A 17462-nucleotide genomic window follows, 5' to 3' on the forward strand; every position below is an offset into this window, starting at 1 on the left:
GGACTCGCTCGCGGACGTCGTCGGCGGCGTTCACGTGCGCCAGGTCCGAAGGAAGCGTGACACGTGTCATAGCGTGCGCGTGCACGGGAGTCCGGCGATGAATCGAGCTCGATTACCAGCTGGGGTGCATATTCGATTCGAACCTGGCTCTCAGGGGTGCCGTCGGGTATCGGCGGTGCGCCTACTTGCAGACCTCTTCGCCCGCGTTGACGTGTTCCAGGTCCGAGGGCAGTTCGACCGGCTTCGAGTCCGTCGAGGTGCTCGTCACGACGTTGGTGATCGCGTCACCGACCGGCGTCGGCGCCTTCACGACGACGCCGTTCGCCGAGTCGACTCCGACGACCACCTCGACGATCCCGCCGAGATCGTCGGCGGCCTCGATCGTCGCGCCCGGGATCGAGGTGGCCACGGTGGCCGCCTCGGCTTCCAGGCCTGCGCCGTAGCGGACCTTGGTGGTCGGGGAGGTGCCGTTGGCGTAGTTGGCGGTGTTGTAGATCGTGAAGCCCTGGTTGCCGAGCTTGGTGGCGGCCGTGCGCGCCAGGCCGTCGTATCCTGAGCCATTCGAGACCAGCAGCGAAACAGTGGAGGGATCCACCGCCGTGTACTTCGTCGGGGTCGGTGCGGCCGGAGCGGGGGCGGGTGCGTCATCGTGGGCGGTCGGCTTCTCGCCGGGCAGCGGCTGGTCGTCGCGGATCGCCTTGAAGATCGCCTTGATGTCGGATTCGCGGGGGATCTCGTTGCCGTAAGTGGTGGTGCCCGCGGTCGGGACGGTGAGGAAGGTGACCGTGCCTGCGTCGAGATTCTGCAGCGAGCGGCCCAGCATCAGCAGATCCTCGGGCCTGGTCTTTTCGTCGACCAAAGTGTGATTGGTGAACTCTTTGATGAAACCGTTCAGTTTGCCCAGATCGAAGAGCATCTTGCTCGCCAGTGCGCCGCGCAGCAGTGAGGCCAGGAAGCGTTGCTGTCGGTTGATGCGGTCGTAGTCGCTGCGTTCCTCGCCGTAGACGTGCCTGGCCCGCACGTAGTTCAACGCGGTCTCACCGTTGATGCGCTGTTTGCCCGGCTGCTCCAGGATGGTGCCGAGTACGCCGTCGACGAGCGGTTTGGTCGCGCAGACCTCGACGCCATCGATCTGGTCGACCATTGTCTCGAAGCCGGCGAAGTCGATGGCGATGAAGTGATTGATCGAGGCGCCGGTCAGGCGCTGGATCGTGGAGACGAGGCACATCGGGCCGCCGAGGTTGTAGACGGCATTGAGCTTGTCGCCGATGGCGGACGGGAACTTCTCCTTGGTGTAGGACTTGTTGCCGTCCCATCCGTTGCACTGCGGTCTGGTCACGTCCAAGTCGCGGGGGAAGGACATGATGACGACCCGACTCCGGTCTTTGGGGAGGTGCACGAGCATGGTGGTGTCCGCGCGGGAGCCTTCGGCGTCGTCCAGGGTGCCCGCGCCGAGTTGCCCATTGGCGCCTGCGCGGGTGTCGGTACCGACGAGCAGGTAGTTCTCGTCGCCGAGCTGGGCATTGGAATCGATGACATCTTCTGAGTTCTCATCGAGGGCGGAGACCTGGGTGAAATTGTTGGTGGTCGACCGCATGTAGCTCCAGCCACCGCCCGTGAGTACCAGCACCAGCACCGCGACCAGCGCGGCGGACACCCGGCCCGCGGTCTTCAGCCGCCGCTCGCGCCGCTGCTTCGAGGCGGCCAGCCGGGACAGCGGCGGGCCGCCGACGGACTTGGACGGGGCCGCGATCTTGGACGTGGCGGACTTGGCTGCCGGTTTGGGTGTCGCGGCGGACTCGGTCGTCGGCCACTTCTCGGTCGCGGAGCCCTCCGGCTCATCGAGCGGGGGCAGTACGTCGGTGACCTCTTCGGCGGGCTCCGCAGGTTCGGCGGCCCGGCGCGGCGGGGCGGCAGGCGACGAGCCGGTGATGTCGTCCACGACGACGGACGGAGCCCGGCGGCCCTGCCGGCCGGGCGCGGCCTGCGCTGCGGCTCGACGCTTCGCCGCGGCTTCCTCGGGTCGAGCGCCCGGGGCGGGTTTCGCGGGGGTGGATTCCGGGGCCCGGCGCGGGGGCGCTTGTGCCGCATTGCGCAGGGGAGCGTTCGGCGCGCCGCGCTGGCCTTCGGGCGAACGGCGCTGGGCGCTGTCCGGAGGGCGGCGCTGAGTGGTCTCAGGGCCGCCGCGCTGGGTGGCTTCGGGTGCGCCGCGTTGGGCGCCCTCGGGCGCACTGCGCCGGGCGGTATCGGGCGCGCCGCGCTGGGCGGTATCGGGCGCATCGCGCCGAGCGCCCTGAGGCCCGCGTTGGACGTTTTCCGGCGCACCGCGCTGTGGACTCTGCGGGGCCCCGCGCTGGGGGCCTTCGGGCGCGCGGCGTTGCTGCGGAGCCGGTCCCTCGGGCGCGCGACGCGACGCGGCGGGGTCGGCGGGGTGTGCGGGTGCGGTGGAGCCCGGTGCGGTCTCCGCGCGGCGATCGGGGCGGCCACCGGCGTCGGCGCGGCGCCTGCGGCCGATGCGCTCGCTGTCGACCTTCTCGACCAGATCCTGGACAGTCAGCGGCGCGGAGCCCGCGTCGGTCGCGCCATCGGTGTGCCGAGAGCGGCGGGACGTCCGCGCGCCGTCTCGTTCGGGGTTGTCCGCCGTGGGATAGCGCTCCCACGGGGCGCGACCTCCGGGCCCTGGCGCACGCCCGTGCCGATCGTCACCCACCAACGAACCTCGCTTTTCGTCTTTGCTGCCGCCGGCGCCGAGCTCGAACCAGCATGACCGATTTCGCCAATGATAACGATTCCGCCACGGCGGGCCAGTCCGGAGCGAGATCGAATACGCCGCAAAGCCGTTTGCAATTCGCTGTTGTTCGGTAACCGGATGGTAGCGAAATCAGTGCCGAAACAGCCGATACCAGGGCAGTTCCGGCGTGTGTCGGTTTGCCCGTGGCAGCGGCGTCGGATCGCCGTCGGTCAGCCTCCGCTGTGCATCACGTCGGCCGCGGTCGGTACCGCGGGATCGTCCGGATCGTCGAGCCAGCCGTGTGGCAGCGCCACCTTGCCGGGCGAACCCTGCCGCCCGCGCGGTCCCTCGGCGTCCTTCGGAAACGGCGCGGCCGGATCGAGCTTGCCGATCAGGTCGCCCAGTTCGGTGAGACTGGACACGGTGGCGAAGGCGCGGCGCAGATCGGCGCCGACCGGGAAGCCCATCAGATACCAGGCCATGTGCTTGCGCAGATCGCGCATGGCCTTCTCCTCGCCCAGATGGTCGGACAGCAGCGCGCCGTGCCGGTGCAGCACCTCGCCGACCCGTCCCAGGTTCGGCGCCTCGGGCAGTTCCTGGCCGCGCAGCGCCGCTTGCAGCTCGCCGAACAGCCACGGCCTGCCGAGGCAGCCGCGACCGACGACCACGCCGTCGCATCCGGTCTCCGCCATCATGCGGACCGCGTCGTCGGCGGAGAAGATGTCGCCGTTGCCGAGCACCGGGATGGTGGTCACCGCCTCCTTCAGCCGGGCGATGGCCGACCAGTCCGCCTGGCCGGAGTAGCGCTGGGCGGCGGTGCGCGCGTGCAGCGCGACGGCCTGCGCGCCCTCGGCCTCGGCGATGCGGCCCGCGTCCAGGTAGGTCAAGTGCTCGTCGTCGATGCCGATGCGGAACTTGACCGTCACCGGGACGCCCGCGGGCTCGGCAGCGCCGACCATGGCGCGCACGATCCGGCTGAACAGCGCTCGCTTGTAGGGCAGGGCCGCGCCGCCGCCGAGGCGGGTCACCTTCGGCACCGGGCAGCCGAGGTTGAGATCGATGTGATCGGCCCAGCCTTCGCCGACGATGATGCGCACCGCCTCGCCCAGCGTGGCCGGGTCGACGCCGTAGAGCTGCATCGAACGCGGGTGTTCGTCCTCGTCGAAGGACATCATGTGCAGCGTCTTCTCGTTGCGCTCCACCACCGCGCGGGCGGTGATCATCTCGCACACGTAGATGGAGGTGGAGCTGCCGAACTCGCGGCACAGCTTGCGGAAGGCCAGGTTGGTGATGCCCGCCATCGGCGCGAGCACCACCGGCGGATCGACCGGATACGGCCCGATCCGCAGCGTGGTCGGCGCCTCGGTAGTCATCGTCACGCGTTCCAGTGTCTCATCAGGGCCCGCTCGACCCAGCGGCGCCGTGGCGTGACGTGCGCTGATTCACTTGCGGCGGTGGGCGCACCTTCCCGCATGCGGAAGGTGCTCGACGGCTTAGTCTGGGACAGTCAGCTGTATCCACACGACATCGGAGTACCCATTGCCAGCCGAGGACATCGAATCGGGCACGCCCGACGACGACAAGGCCACCGCCGCGGAACAGCGTGAGAACCCGTCGGACGTGCGCCTCGACAAGAAGGACGATCCAGCCCCCGCCCCGAAGTCCGGCGCCACTGTCTCGATTCCGGTGTCGTCGGTGCTGTGGGGCGCGGCTGTCGGCGTGCTCGGCGTGCTGACCGTGCTGTTCGCCGTCCTGTGGTGGTCGGCCAAGAGCGATCTCGACGAACGAGATCAGCGCGCCGCCGACGACCGCCGCGCCGAACAGGTCGCCACCGATTACGCGGTCGGCGCCGCGACCGTCAATTATCAGGACATCAATGCGTGGGTCGGCAAACTGAAGGCCAACACCACCCCGCAGCTGGCGAACAAATTCGACGCGACGGCGCCCAAGCTGGAGCAGATTCTGGTTCCGCTGAAGTGGACGTCGACCGCCTCGCCCATTTCCGCCAAGGTCGTTTCCGAGGACAACGGCGTCTACAAGGTGAATGTCTTCGTGAACGTCAGTTCCACGAATGCGCAGAGCCCCGAAGGCGCGCAAACCACGGTCACTTACAACGTCACGTTGGACGAGAACTCCGGCTGGAAGATCACCGATGTCGGCGGAACCGACGGCGCATTGCCGTTGAACTGAATAGGGTCTCGATAAAAGGACGCCGCCGCCGGAATGATTCCGGCGGCGGCGCTTGCTTTTCGGTCTGCGATCAGATCGCGGCGGAGCCCGCGAGTTCGCGCTTCTTGGCTTCGCGGGCGAGCATACGGTCGCGCTGCTCTTCGAACTTGTCGACGTCCTTGCTCAGCTTCTCCAGGAAGTTGCCGAGCCGCTCGCGCACTTCCTCGCCGCGCGCGGTGAAATCGTCGCGCTCGAAGATGCTCCACTTCTTCAGCACCGGCTGCACGACCTCTTCGAGGTGCTGGCGCAGGTCGTAGATGCCGTGCTTGGCCATCAGCACGCCGTTGCGGCGGAAGTTGGGCATGCCTGCGCCGGGCATCTGGAAGTTCTCCAGGATCAGCGTGATGGCCTCGATGGCCTGGTCGGGGGCCAGGTCCAAGGCCGCACCGCACATGTTGCGGTAGAAGATCATGTGCAGGTTCTCGTCGGCGGCGACGCGCTGCAGCATGCGGTCGGCGATCGGGTCGTCGCAGACCTTGCCGGTGTTGCGGTGCGACACACGCGTGGCGAGTTCCTGGAACGTCACGTAGGCCACCGAGTGCAGGAAGCCCGCGTCGGCCTCGGTGGGGGAGGCGAAGCCGTTGGTCATGTGGACCATGCGCGCCTCTTCGAGGGCGACCGGATCCACGCCGCGGGTGACCACCAGGTAGTCACGCATCACGATGCCGTGCCGGTTCTCCTCGGCGGTCCAGCGGCCCACCCAGGTACCCCACGCGCCGTCCTGTGAGAAGTTCTCGGCGATCTCGCGGTGGTAGGAGGGGAGGTTGTCCTCGGTGAGCAGGTTCGTGATCATGGCCGCCTTGGCGACCTCGTTCAACCGGGACTGCTCCGGGTCCCAGTCGACACCGCCGAGTGCCGCGAAGTTGCGGCCCTCATCCCACGGGACGTAGTCGTGCGGATGCCATTCCTTTGCCAGGGAGAGGTGCCGGTTGACGTTTTGTTCGGCAACCGGCTCCAACTCCGTGAGCAGCTCGAGTTGAGTCAGATCCCTTGCCATGTAATAGCCCTTCATTGAGTGCGTGCACGCTTGCAGGTCGTCCCCGGGTGGACCGTGCTGATGCGGCCATACCTTACGGCACCGTAGGTGTGATGCGAAACGCATACAGCTGACAATCGATGCCTGGTGATGCACTTCATACGTCAACGTCGACGCTCGGCGCACCATCCGAGTGTAAGCCGCGTCGAGCTTGGCGTCCGGTGACGGGAGGCACGTCCGCTCGCAGCGACTTGTCTATCGCCGCGGGACCGCAGGCGTTAGCTCGCGGTGGCCGCGATCTTGGTACGCCGCTCTGCGGTTGCCCGTCGAGCGGGCCTGCCGAGCCGATCGGCGATGTGTCGCCTACGTTCCCGACCAGCGGGTCGTCCATGTTTCCGACCGGTGCGTCACCTGTGTCTCGGGCCACCTGATTGCCCGTGTGCAGGCTGGTCGCCCGTGTCCATTGGCCAGCTGGTCGCCCGCGTCTCCGGCCAGCGGGTCGCGAACATTCTCGACAAGCGCCTCTCCGATCACGCGGCTGCCGCCGGAACGGATCGCCCGGGGTGCCGTCGATCGCGCTGCCGCCCGACCACCAACCTCGCGCTTCCGACACGAGCGCGCCTGTGCCGCCACGCATCTGCTCAGCCGAGGACGTCGACACGGCTGGGCGAGACGCCCAGACGAACGGGGCGAGAATGGGCAGCCGCTGCTTTGGATCGGGTCCGCAATCGTGCCAACCGATCGTGCCGACCGGGGTTCTCGCTCGCTCCGGATCTGCCATTTCGCCGCAGAACGCCGCACAGGCCCGAACGGACCGCGATCGCCTCGTCGCCGCCGAACCTCGCGATGATCCGGGGGCAATCCGGAACATTGGCGCGCAATTAGGCGAAGGAAGCCGTCCGCTCCGCACGTACCCCGGAAACGCCGCAGGCGCCCGGAACACGTCCGGGCGCCTGCGGCGATGTGCCCCCAGTAGGGCTCGAACCTACGACCTGCGGATTAAAAGTCCGTAGCTCTACCAACTGAGCTATAGGGGCGCGAAGGGCAAGTGTAGTGCGCGGTGTCCGTTTCCCCCAAGCCGGGCGGCGCGGTGTCGGGAGTGGCGGGGTTCGGCGGGTGGCGGGCGCGCGCGCGGCATGGTTCGACGCGCGCCCCCGGGTGCGGTAACAAGGGAAGCGCGCGATGCGATGGTGCCGGTAAACATTTGGCACCCAGCTTTGTTCATTCCTCCCGGAACTGGATATCATCCAATCATGTTGGCTTCCAGGGACTTTGGATTTGCAGAGGGTGGGAGACCGAAGCTCGGGGGAGCACGCGGGCGGCGTGGGCGATGGTCGCGTGGCGGGCGGGCCGCCGTCGAGCCTGCCGGTCGGCTCGGGTGAACGGCGCTGGCACGCTGGCGAATTCGGAAATCCGGCAAGCGCCCGATTCTGATTGCGAGATGTTTGCTGTAACAGATATCCGAACTCGGCGGCTACCTGACTCTTCGGTTTGCCGCGTGTCGGAACGCGATTCCGGGTACGGTGACGCCTTGGTGAATTCCGGAAGAATCGCCGCCACACCCGGCGAACTGGAATTCGGCTTATCGTTGTTGTGCTCGAACGTGTCGCGACCGGTACGGCCGATCGTGGCGAACAAGGAGTCGATGCCGCAGGAGGCTGATCCAAGACGATGTTTGCCCGGGTGCGCACCCCCTGCGGCGCACCCAGGCAGGCAAACTATACCAGCTGGTGTGTTTCAGGTTTTTCGCAAGTTTTCGTACCGAAAGTTTGAAACTGGGCGAAAACCCGGTTTGAAGTATTGATAAAACTCATAACTTCGCGCCAAGGGTTCGTTCCTATGGGGGGCACCGATTGGCGGCGAGTAGGCTTCGGAGGCGTTTCGAGCATGGCACGGCAGCAAGAGCGGGCCCGCCGGACACGTGCGGCGATTATCAGGTCCGCCGCCGTTGAGTTCGGGAAGAGCGGCTATGCCGCTGCATCGCTCAACCGCATATTGGAAGGTTCGCGCGCGACCAAGGGGGCGATGTACTTCCATTTCGATTCAAAGGAAGATCTGGCCCGCGCGGTACTGGAAACGGCGGTGGAGCGGTATCGGTCCTCGGCCGAGCGCTGGCTCGCCCGAACGGATCTCGGTCCGCTGGACACCCTGCACGGGATGATCGACGAGATGGCGCTGCGGCTGGAGCACGACATCATCGTGCAGGCGGAGTACCGCTTGATCATCGAGCCGGACTTCTACCGCGACGTGAAATCCGGCGGCGGTCGCATCCTCGGCCGCGCGACAAGGGTGCTTGCCGTGCGCGCCATCGAGCACGGGCAGCTGCGCCCCGACGCCGACCCGGACCGGTTCACCAGGACACTGGCCGCCGGCCTGGCGGGGCAGCGCTACATGCTCGACCTCCTCGGCGGCGCGACCGATCTGCGCTCGCGCTTCCAGGAGGTGCTCGAGGTGGTGGTCGAGTCGATGTCCACCCCGGAGTGGGGCGCCGCGTTCCGTGTCGACGGCTGGCGTGCGTCGGCACGGCTGGAAGAGCTCGGTCTGGGCCTCTGACCAGCTGATTTGGGAATCGCGGCGATACTGTCATAAGCTATGCGAGCTCCCAACGGACACCCGTTGAAAGCCGGTCCGGAGGAATCCGGGACGAGCCCCCTTCGTCTAGCGGCCTAGGACGCCGCCCTTTCAAGGCGGTAGCGCGGGTTCGAATCCCGTAGGGGGTACGGTCTTCGGACCGTTGGAAGCAGAGCAAGGCCCTGTGGCGCAGTTGGTTAGCGCGCCGCCCTGTCACGGCGGAGGTCGCGGGTTCGAGTCCCGTCAGGGTCGCAAGTCAGCGCCGGAGCAATCCGGCGCTTCGCATCGGCATTCGGAACGGGTGCCTGCGGCCAGGTAGCTCAGTTGGTACGAGCGTCCGCCTGAAAAGCGGAAGGTCGCCGGTTCGATCCCGGCCCTGGCCACCACAATCCCCTCGCCGGTCCCGGTGGGGGGATTTTTCGTTTGGCGCATACGGGTACTGGCCGGAGTGTGACAGAGGTCTCCTCGCGGACCATCGCCGTCCGTAATGTCTGGTTCGTGTGGAGTATCGCCGTCTTGGCCGTTGTCAGCTGTGTCGTCATCGCCTACGGCTTCGCCGTTGGCCTACCGAAGGATTGAGCCCCGACCGGCGGGACGGTCGCGTCCCGCAATCTGTTCGGCCAGCGCGGTGAATGGACCGTTCCTGTACCTGCCCGGGGCGCGGTATGGCTCGGGAAGTCGGGTGGCCGACTACTCGTTCGCGCGGACTGCCGCCTGCCTACCTTGAGGATCACATCGAAGCCCCGCCGTCGACCGAACCGGTCGGCGGCGGGTCGGAACTGATCCCGGAGGTGTGGATATGGCCCACGACAGGGGAGCCGGACGCGTCGCGCGGAAGTCGGAACTAGCGGCATCGCGGCGTCGCCTCGGACTGGATGTGCCCGCGCCGATCGACCTGAATCGGGCGACCGTCCGTGAACTCGGTGATCAACCGGCGATCGGAAAGGCGTTGGCAGGCAGGATCGCTCGGTGGCGTGTGGAACGGACGGTGCAGACGCCTGCCGATCTGTTCCACGCGGGGCTGATCTCGGCGCAGCGTCTGCGGGAGCTCGAGCAGGTGGCATACGGGGTCACCCTGATCCGCCCGATGATCGTCGGCATCGAAGGCCCGGCGCACGGGTACGTCGACGAGGGATTCACCGTGGATGTCCGGTTCCGCGTCGGCGTCGTGGCGCCCGCGATCCTCTCGATCGACTTCTTGTTCCCCTCCGGGGCGATGCGACGCGCGCACTTCCGGCTCACGGCGGAGGACATCGAACGCGGAGCCATCACGGTCGGCGACATCGTCTCGGGGGAGTCGGGCGAGTTGCACGTCTACGCGAAGCTGAGGGATGCCGACGGCGGCGTGCACGAGTACGTGACGACCTTCGACGTGTTCACCAGGAACCCCGTCCAGATCTTCGTCACGCCAACCCACTTCACCCAATCCGGGGCCGCGGGCGCGCCGAAGTTCGACTTCGGTCAGCGCCGCTGGTACTGCTACGCCGACGTCCGCTGGGTGAACGGCGAGGACCGCGCGGTCGACCTCGGCCGAGCCGTCACCGTCCGGATGACCGACGCGGGGACCGAGATCGGCACGTTCACCTTCAACCTGTCCGGCAACATCGTGATACCGGCGCGCTCGACGGTGTACGGCAGCTGGCACACCTATCACGAGGAAGGCAGCGCCGCGTTCGGCGTCTTCCACGCGAAGGGCGATCTGACCTACACCTACAGCATGAGCGGATCCGGCTTCACGCCCACCCGCTCGCAGGTGTGGCGGACGATGCGCACCCTCGGCTACAACATCATCAGGGTCGGCGATTTCACGGCGAACGAGCGCAACGAATACCGGCGGGCGGCCGGCGAGGTAGCGTCGGGAATCTTCCGGTCCCGCGATATGACCGTGCACGGCGTCGAGCTCTACCGGATCGAGGGCACGCCGGAGATGGAAGCCGACAAGGCGCGTTTCCGCTTCATCGACAATCAAGACGAGATCAACCAGCTGCGCAGCAAGTACACCGTGGACAACTGGTACCTGGACGTGTTCTTCGTCGAGGGTCGCTGGGACGGCGCGTTCGGGAGTTCGCCCGTGGACGGTCCCGTCGACAAGGAAGGCGACGGCAGCGGGCTGGTCTTGCGCAGGGACGGCGACACCGTGAATCTCGGCCAGACTTTCGCCCACGAGTCCGGGCATTACCTGGGCCTCGAGCACGCCGACGAGGAAGACGGGTGTGCCGATACCGATCCCGCCTCGCCGGATATCGACGACAACTTCATCTTCTCGTCGTCGCATGCCGACAGTCACGTGATCACCGGCTGTCAGATCAACCGGATGCGCAAGCACGGCCTGGTGCGCTCGGTAACCCCGTAGGGAGACTCATCATGGACAAGCGTGATTTTCCATCGAATCGCCCGGTGCCCTCGGAACCGGACGACGGATCGGCGGAAGGCGTCTACGACGAGCCGATGCCGCCCCGAGCCGCGGACGTGGCCCCCGAGGGGAATTGGACAGCGGGCGAAACGGATTCGCCTGCCGACCTCCGGTTGCGCGTCGAGCACTTGCTGTTGCGGCGGGAACCACCGGACGCCGACGCCTGGGCGGTCCTCGGTCCCGAGACGGCCGGGCTGCTGGTCAGGATGATCGATGACCCGGCGATCGGACGGCGCCCCGCACTGCGCGACCGAGTGATCGCGACACTCGGACAGCTGGGCGTGATCAGCGCGATTCCCCGGCTCGGCGAGATCATGGTCGATCGCGCGGAGGTCGCGGCGACGCGCGCGCTCGCGGCGAACGCGACGGGCCGGATCGGAGCGCGGGAGGCGACCGCCACTCTCGCCCGGGCGGCGGGGGACAAGGACGAGATGGTGCGCAGGCAGGTCGCTCTGGCGTTGGGGCGCATCGGTGACGTCGAGGCCGTCACCCATCTGCTCGCGCTCAGCGCCGACTCGTCGGCAATCGTGGTCGAGGCGGCGCAAGACGGGTTGCGCCGTTCCGCCGTGGACGTCGATGTTCTCGATCGCGCGGAAGCGGTCGAACGGCCCGAGCCTCGGTCGCCCGCCCCCGAGAAGCGGCGCTGAATTCCGGCGCCTGCTCGCTACGGGCGGTGCCGGCCAGGTCCGCAGAATGACGCCGACCTCCGATCCCCCGTCCCGCTCGGCGAAATGCGGACCGGGTGGTCGGCGAAATGGGATGCTGGGGGCATGGCTGAACGGTGGTACTACTGCTTGAAGCACCAGCGTGCCGAGAAGGGGCGCCAGTGCTGGTTCCGGGACCGGATGGGCCCATACCCGGACCAGGCCACGGCCGAACGCGCGCTGGAAATCGTGCGCGCGCGCAACGAACGCGAGGACGCGCGCGACCGATCCTGGCGCGACGGCGACTGACACCCCTCCTGCGCGAGAACCGATTTCGTTCGCGAAGGCGGGCGGGTCCGCTCGCGTCCACGCCGTCGCCGCAGGTCCGTGACTTGATCTTGGTCCGGGCCGCGGCGCACGCTGCCCTGCTCTCCGCAAGCAGCCGCTCAGGTGTCCATCAGGTCTATCAAGTACGGTTTCTCAGAATCTTCAGATCTAACGAGTGCTCGGGTCCAGCGTGGGCTGCGGGCTGGACCAGGTGAGCAGGGAGGGCGACCCTTGAGGGTTACCGTTGTTGTGCCGACCTACAACGAGCGGGAGAATCTGCCGGTTGCGGTGGAGCGGCTGACGGCACTGCCGGTGCCCGACCTGCACGTCCTCGTCGTCGACGACAATTCGCCGGACGGCACCGGGGAGGTCGCCGACAAGCTGGCTGCCGAGCTGCCCAACGTGGTCGGCGTGCTGCACCGCACCGAGAAGGACGGCCTCGGTCGCGCCTACGTGGCGGGCATCACCCGGGCGCTGGACGAGGGCGCCGACGTGGTGATCCAGATGGACGCCGACCTCTCGCACCCGGCCGAGGTGATTCCGGCGATGCTGGAGAAGCTGCGCGACACCGACGCGGGCGTCGTGCTCGGCTCCCGGTACGTGCCGGGTGGTTCCACCGCCGAGGAGTGGAAGTGGTACCGCAAGGCCCTCTCGGCCTGGGCGAACTTCTACGTGAACCTGATCCTGCGCCTCGGCGTGAAGGACGCCACCGCGGGCTTCAAGGCGTGGCAGGCCGACACGCTGCGCGCCATCGATGTGGCCTCGATCCGCAGCAACGGCTACTCGTTCCAGGTCGAGATGAACTACCGCACGGTCAAGCAGGGCGTCGCGATCGCCGAGGTGCCGATCCGGTTCGAGGAGCGCACCCTGGGCGCCTCGAAGATGAGCCTGAAGGTGCAGCTGGAATCGGCGCTGATGCCGTGGAAGCTGCTGTTCGGCCGCTCGGTCTGACCGCACGGCCCCAGCATCGCGGACGACCCCAGCACCGCGGACGACCTCGGGCCACCGCAGACAACAGAGCCCCGCATCCGTGAGACGGAAGCGGGGCTCTGGTGCGTTCGGGGATCGGTTCGGGCGTGCTCACCGCTCGGTCAGGTGCTTGCGCAGACCCTCCATGCTCACCACGATGACCGGCACCAGCATCACGTGCATGATCGCCAGTGCCACGGTGGACGCGGTGTCGAAGGCGGCGGCTACGGTGCCCGCGATGGTGGCGAGCGTCAGCACCGAGCCGACCGCCGCAGCCACCCGCAGCACGCCGACCCAGCGGTAGGACAGCAGCGCGGCGGCAGTCAGTCCGATCAGCAGTGGCACGGCCGACATGACGACGACGCCGCCGGGCGCCACGTCCTGGGTCTTCGTGCCGTCGACCAGGATGAAGGAGCCGCCCGCTGCGGCGCCGATCAGCCAGACGACGAGATTGACCAGCACGGCCGCGGCCGCCGCGCCCAGGACGGCGACGGGGCGGTTCAGTGCGGGGATCTGGACGGCGGTGCGTGCGGGAGTGGCGTGCGCGACGGACATGACGGTCTCCTGAGGTGAAGCTGTGATTTCGCTGTGAGACCCATCTTGAAACCTCGAGAAACGTTGAGGTCAATCGGTGTGGCGCGCAGTGTGTTCCACCTCACTCACCGCGTCGTCCGGCCAGTTCAGCAGCGTCTCGAGATAGAGCTCGCGAACCCCCTCGACCTGCTCGCTCATCGCGGCGGGGTCCCAGTCGCGCACGTCGATGGGAGCGAGGATCGCGACGTCCACCGTGCCGCGGCGCGCGATCATCGAATTGCGCCAGGAGATTTCGCCCGCGTTGCGAATCACCACCGGGATCACCGGCACGCCCGCCTGGTGGGCGATGTGGAAGGCGCCCTTCTTGAAAGGGCCGACTTCCGGTGTGTACGAACGGGTTCCCTCCGGCGAGACCGCGATCGACAGCCCGCCGCGTAGCGTCTCGACGACGGGTGCCAAGGTCGCCTTGGCGCGGTGGGTGTCCGAGCGGTCGATGAAGGTCACGCCGACGAACCGCATCAGCGGGCCGAAGAGCGGGTTGCGGGTCAGCTCCTTCTTGCCGATGCCGGTGACCGCGCCGCCGAGCACGTTCGGCACGATGATCACGTCGAACTGACTCTGGTGGTTGAAGAGGAAGACGGCGGGGCGGGGCGAGCGTGCGTGCTCGGCGCCGGTGACCCGGATGCGCACGCCGAGCGCCCGCAGCGTCGCACCGGTGCCGTAGGCCATGAGTGCGTCGGCCATCTTCCTGCGCTGTCCGGTGTACGCCTTGGCGAGCACGCCGAACACCGCGCCGCCGACCAGTGCGGCGAAACCCGCAATCGTGCGCAGGTAGTCCCGCGGCCGCGGCGCCCGGCGCGGCCGGAATGCCACGGACGGCCAGGCGTTGCCGGTCGCCATCGCGGCGAGTTTGCGTTCCGGGTTCACCGCGACGGGATGGCCGACCAGCGCGAGCAACGGCACGTCGGCGACCCCGTCGGAGTAGGCGTAACTGCGGCTCAGATCGATGCCGTTGGCCGCGGCGAACGAGCGCACCGCGTCGGCTTTGCCGTGCCGCCACAGGGTCTTGCCCTCGGCGTAGCCGCTGAGCACGCCGTCGCTGGTGGCCATCGCCGTGCACAGGACGTGCGCGACCCCGAGCGCCGCGGCGGCGGGCGCCACCTGGAACCGCGTCAGCGAACTGGTCAGCACCACGGTGTGCCCGGCCGCCTCGTGCGTCCGGATCAGTTGCCACGCCTCGGGAAACAGGTGGCCGTAGATGGCGCGGCGGAACAGCCGCTCGCCGAGTTCGTCGAGTTCGTCCTCGGTCCGTCCGGCCAGCGCGTACGAGGCCTGCTGGAGGAAGCGGCTGTACTCGCCGTCGGTGAGCCCGTTGCGGATGCCGCCGAGCAGCGTCGCGGAAAGACTTCCGGAGCCGCGGCCACGCAGTGCTCTGCGATACAGCGGCGGGCGGGCGAAACCGTCGACGACGGCGCCGCCGAAGTCGAAGACCGCGGCGATCTCCGGACCCTGCGGCCCGGATCGGATGGCAGACAGCAGCGTCCGTAGGTCGGCGGGTGAATCCGTCTGGGCGCTTTCGGCGGTCGGGCGCGGTGTGGCGGCCTGGCTCATCGCGCCGCCCCCGGAATATTGGACGGGTCGAGCGCCGCCGCCTGAGCGATCCGCGCCCCGATATCGCGCAGGCGCTCGGCGAATTCGGTGCGACGCGCGGTCGCTTCCGCGCGGTCCTTGGCCGAGGTGCCTGCCACCGGCGCGAGCAGCCCGTGGTTGTCGGCCAGTTTCAACGCGCTGCCGAACAACTCGGTGGACACCGATTCCGGGCTGTGCAGCCGCTGCTGGAGCAGCATCTGCTTACCCACCGACACGCATTCGTCGAGGAATTCCTTGCGGTCGATGGCGAGACCGGGGTCCCGTGCGGCAAGCCGCTCGGCGACCACCAGTTGCGCGTCGAAGAACGAGCGAAGCACGCGGTGGGCCATCATGAATCCGGACGCGGTGAGCTTGCCCAGAATGTCGGTGCCGAGGGTGTCCTTGCGGCTGCGCGCGTGCCAATCCGGGTCGACGAGTAGCACTTCGGCGGTGATCTGGGTGGTGAACTCCGCGCGGTCCGGGAAGAAGAACTCGAATTTCAGCAGATCGCGCAGCCGGAAGGCTTCGTCCCAGCCGGTGCTGAGCTGATCGGGCGCATCCGAATCCACCGCGGCCAGGATCGACAGTTCCAGGATCGCCCGGTTCACGAACCAGTGCACGGCGCTGTTGCGGTAAAAAGCCGCCTCCAGGTGCGCGCCGCTCTCGATCGAATACACCGGCTCCAAGCCGCCGCGATAGACGGTGACCACCTTGGCGAGCGAAAGCTGTTCCAGCACAACGGCCAGACTCTGCTCGTCGCGCAACGCGTCGAGTTCGCCGCTGGGCAGCCCGCGCTTCTCGATATAGCCGAGCACCGGCGCGAGCAGGGTGCGCACCTCGCCGAGGGTGAGCGCGCGCTCGTCGACGCCGAGCAGGGCCAGCGTGGCCAACGCGTTGACGGTGATCGGGGTGACCGTGTTGATCCCGACGGCGATCTCGAAGGCTAGGCGCTGCACCGCCTTTCGCTCGCGCTCGGTGGTCTCCGGATCGGCGTCGGTGATCGGCTCGGCGGCGGAATCGGTGTGGTGCAGGGGAATCGAGATGCGCGGCGGGGTGAGCGGGTCGCCGTGCGCGGCCAGCCGGTCGCGCGCCGAGAGCGGCGCGCCGAAGCGCACGTAGACGCGGCCCGCCGAGTGCTGCTGGCTGCGGATGTAGCGCGCCATCCAGGTCAGCCCCTCGGGCTTCTTCGTCCCGCCCGACTGTTCGGTGGCGATGGCGCCGAGCTCGTTGAGCCGCTCGTAGGTGATCGAGACCGGCACCAGCATCACGTCGTCGACGCGGTCGGCGCGCACCGCCGCGGCGAGGTAGTTGAGCAGACCGTAGCGCGGCGGACGCAGCTTGCCGGTGCGGGTGCGACCGCCCTCGAAGTACCACTCCAGGTTGAAGCGCTTGGCCACCAGGTAGGCGAAGTACTCCTCGACGACCGCCTTGTAGACCTCGTCGTCGCCGAAGCTGCGCCGGATGAACACGGTGCCGGTGCGCCGCGCGATCGGACCGAGCGGCCAGAACCGCAGATTGGCGCCGCCGATCACGTGATTGGGCGGAAAGTCGTTGCGGGCCAGCACGTCGCCGAGCACGAACGCGTCCACATAGGAGCGGTGCGAGGGCAGGAACACCAGCGGGTACCGGCGATTGAGCGCGCGCAGCGCGGTCAGCCCGGACTCCTCGGTGTCGACCTTCCACGTCGAGGCGTGCACCGGGCGCATGGCCTGGGTGAACAGATCCGAGACCAGCCTGCTCTGCGCGGCGACCAGTTCGTTGAGCGCCTTCTCCGCGCGGCGGTACACCTCCTGGGGGTCGGCGCCGATCTGGTCGGCGATCAGCTCGAGCCTGCGCAGGAAATCCGGTGAATCCAGGATCTCTTCGGCCACCAGCCTCGGCACCTTGTAGCGGTCGCCGATGATCGAGCGCTCCGCGCGCTCCAGCGCGACGACCGCGGCGCGCAGAATGGCGCGCGCGAACGGTTCGGCCGTTCCCGCCGCGTGCAGTGCCGAGGCCTCGGGGTTGTTGGCGCGCAGCTCGCTCAGCAGGGCGGGCTGCCCGGTCAGGATGACGTAGCGGTCGGGCGACTGGTGCACCAGTTTGCGCTGGGCGAGGCGGTGCGGTTTGCGGGGATTGGTCAGCATCGCCACATCGGCGAAGGTCATCCGGCGCACGCCGTCGCGCTCCGGCGGCAGCCACAGCACCCGGATCGGGACGACCAGCGGATCGTCGCGGCGCCCGATCAGCCTGCCCGCGATCGCGCCCGCGTCCAGGTCGAGCTGGGTGATCGGCGCGTCGGTGCCGATCTCCTTGGCGATGCCGCCGTCGCCGAGCCAGGCGCCGACCAGTTTGCGCTCCACCCCGGAGGTGGCGTCCACCAGTGCCACCACCGACCGGGGCGCGGTAGCTGACTTCGTCGGCGAGCCGCCGCGGTGCTCGATCATCGATGTTCTTCCC

The 17462-nt window shown here is 68.1% G+C and carries 12 protein-coding genes and 4 tRNA genes; 9 read left to right on the forward strand and 7 right to left on the reverse strand.

Translation table 11 applies throughout. The features are described from left to right. Positions 1 to 181: 181 nt before the first annotated feature. Both ACRWNM_RS04360 and dusB read right to left on the reverse strand, forming a co-directional pair. Positions 182 to 2710, reverse strand: coding sequence for an LCP family protein (locus ACRWNM_RS04360; RefSeq protein ID WP_431963736.1), 2529 nt, complete (start codon positions 2708 to 2710; stop codon positions 182 to 184). Between the two features lie 251 nt (positions 2711 to 2961). Further along, a complete protein-coding gene (gene dusB / locus ACRWNM_RS04365; RefSeq protein WP_431964513.1) occupies positions 2962 to 4104 on the reverse strand; it encodes a tRNA dihydrouridine synthase DusB in 1143 nt (380 codons plus the stop codon). Between the two features lie 166 nt (positions 4105 to 4270). Here dusB and ACRWNM_RS04370 point away from each other — a divergent pair, with 166 nt between their 5' ends. Then, positions 4271 to 4921 (forward strand): hypothetical protein, encoded by a 651-nt coding sequence (locus tag ACRWNM_RS04370; protein ID WP_431963738.1) that lies wholly within the window; start codon positions 4271 to 4273, stop codon positions 4919 to 4921. A 70-nt stretch (positions 4922 to 4991) separates the two neighbouring features. On the opposite strand, the gene ACRWNM_RS04375 is transcribed toward ACRWNM_RS04370, so the two are convergent. Beyond that, complete coding sequence (locus tag ACRWNM_RS04375; RefSeq protein ID WP_431963740.1) at positions 4992 to 5957, reverse strand: acyl-ACP desaturase; 966 nt, start codon at positions 5955 to 5957, stop codon at positions 4992 to 4994. 943 nt (positions 5958 to 6900) lie between these two features. Continuing rightward, positions 6901 to 6973 (reverse strand) — tRNA-Lys (locus ACRWNM_RS04380). 850 nt (positions 6974 to 7823) lie between these two features. Here ACRWNM_RS04380 and ACRWNM_RS04385 point away from each other — a divergent pair. The 8 genes from ACRWNM_RS04385 to ACRWNM_RS04420 all read left to right on the forward strand — a co-directional run bounded on the left by ACRWNM_RS04385 (position 7824) and on the right by ACRWNM_RS04420 (position 12842). Further along, complete coding sequence (locus ACRWNM_RS04385; RefSeq protein WP_431963742.1) at positions 7824 to 8489, forward strand: TetR family transcriptional regulator; 666 nt, start codon at positions 7824 to 7826, stop codon at positions 8487 to 8489. Positions 8490 to 8583: 94 nt separating this feature from the next. Continuing rightward, positions 8584 to 8656: transfer RNA gene (locus ACRWNM_RS04390), tRNA-Glu, on the forward strand. A gap of 29 nt (positions 8657 to 8685) precedes the next feature. Further along, a tRNA-Asp gene (locus tag ACRWNM_RS04395) sits at positions 8686 to 8759 on the forward strand. Positions 8760 to 8816: 57 nt separating this feature from the next. Continuing rightward, a tRNA-Phe gene (locus ACRWNM_RS04400) sits at positions 8817 to 8893 on the forward strand. Positions 8894 to 9306: 413 nt separating this feature from the next. Continuing rightward, positions 9307 to 10860: a reprolysin-like metallopeptidase gene (locus ACRWNM_RS04405; protein WP_431963744.1), complete on the forward strand. Its 1554-nt coding sequence runs from the start codon at positions 9307 to 9309 to the stop codon at positions 10858 to 10860. 11 nt (positions 10861 to 10871) lie between these two features. Continuing rightward, on the forward strand, positions 10872 to 11567 hold the full coding sequence (locus ACRWNM_RS04410) for a HEAT repeat domain-containing protein (RefSeq protein ID WP_431963746.1): 696 nt from the start codon (positions 10872 to 10874) through the stop codon (positions 11565 to 11567). Between the two features lie 123 nt (positions 11568 to 11690). Then, positions 11691 to 11873, forward strand: coding sequence for a hypothetical protein (locus ACRWNM_RS04415; protein WP_067790454.1), 183 nt, complete (start codon positions 11691 to 11693; stop codon positions 11871 to 11873). A gap of 249 nt (positions 11874 to 12122) precedes the next feature. Further along, complete coding sequence (locus ACRWNM_RS04420; RefSeq protein ID WP_431963749.1) at positions 12123 to 12842, forward strand: polyprenol monophosphomannose synthase; 720 nt, start codon at positions 12123 to 12125, stop codon at positions 12840 to 12842. 129 nt (positions 12843 to 12971) lie between these two features. On the opposite strand, the gene ACRWNM_RS04425 is transcribed toward ACRWNM_RS04420, so the two are convergent. From ACRWNM_RS04425 to ACRWNM_RS04435, 3 genes are all read right to left on the reverse strand, one after another. Next, complete coding sequence (locus ACRWNM_RS04425) at positions 12972 to 13415, reverse strand: DUF6069 family protein (RefSeq protein ID WP_431963751.1); 444 nt, start codon at positions 13413 to 13415, stop codon at positions 12972 to 12974. Between the two features lie 69 nt (positions 13416 to 13484). Then, complete coding sequence (locus ACRWNM_RS04430; protein ID WP_431963753.1) at positions 13485 to 15005, reverse strand: HAD-IB family hydrolase; 1521 nt, start codon at positions 15003 to 15005, stop codon at positions 13485 to 13487. Then, positions 15002 to 17449, reverse strand: a complete 2448-nt coding sequence (locus ACRWNM_RS04435; RefSeq protein ID WP_431963755.1) for a glycerol-3-phosphate 1-O-acyltransferase — start codon at positions 17447 to 17449, stop codon at positions 15002 to 15004. The genes ACRWNM_RS04430 and ACRWNM_RS04435 overlap by 4 nt, the downstream gene beginning before the upstream one ends. Positions 17450 to 17462 lie beyond the last annotated feature (13 nt).

It is taken from the genome of Nocardia sp. bgisy134, assembly GCF_965341865.1.
Lineage (GTDB): Bacteria > Actinomycetota > Actinomycetes > Mycobacteriales > Mycobacteriaceae > Nocardia.